The sequence below is a fragment of the Nguyenibacter vanlangensis genome (assembly GCF_013376155.1).
In the GTDB taxonomy this organism is placed as follows: domain Bacteria; phylum Pseudomonadota; class Alphaproteobacteria; order Acetobacterales; family Acetobacteraceae; genus Gluconacetobacter; species Gluconacetobacter vanlangensis.
Genome location: NZ_JABXXP010001162.1, coordinates 1 through 630, shown reverse-complemented (window position 1 = coordinate 630; position 630 = coordinate 1). Strand labels below are relative to the sequence as shown.

Here is a 630-nt window from a genome sequence, read left to right as displayed (position 1 = left end):
CCCTCCGGGTCATATACCGCCACCGGCCCGGCCGCGCGGATCCCGGCCGCCAGCCCGGCCAGCGCCTCGGCCGCCAAAGGATGGGCCAGCGCCTTGTAGAGAACATTGCCGCCCGCCTGGGCGTCATAGGTACGAATGTCCAGCATGCGGGGTTCATACCGCAGAATCCGGCGGGCAGAAATCACTCCCGAAGGATTAACCCCCGCGGGATCGGCACGGGCCCGCCCGTCACGCCGCGCCGTCCAGCCCCAGTTTCCGGCGCATGTCCTCGGCCACCGCGATCGTGTCGTCCAGCGGCGTCACCGGCCAGTCCTGCATCCGGCCGGCAAAGGGACGGATCCGCCCCGCCTGCGCCAGGTCGCGCAGGAACAGCCCGATCCGCCGCGACCGGCCCGGCAATTCAGCCACCATGACCGGCGCGCTGCCCGCCACGGCCTCGGAGACCATCGACACGCTGTCTTGAGTCACCACGATGGCATCGGCGCAAGCCAGCAGGCCCAGATAGGGATTGTCGCCCTGCATGTCCCACACCCAGCCGCCCAGCGGTTCCAGCGCCGCGCCGATGATCGCGCGCGCATGCACGCCGGTCCGGCGCGACGGCGTCACCGCCACCCCCACCCGGTCCTGCCG

1 protein-coding gene is annotated in these 630 nt (G+C 71.6%); it reads right to left on the bottom strand.

The window, feature by feature from the left end:
* Positions 1 to 228: 228 nt before the first annotated feature.
* Positions 229 to 630, bottom strand: a 402-nt coding sequence (locus HUK84_RS21880) for an ELM1/GtrOC1 family putative glycosyltransferase (protein ID WP_176642001.1), incomplete at its 5' end; no start/stop codon positions are given.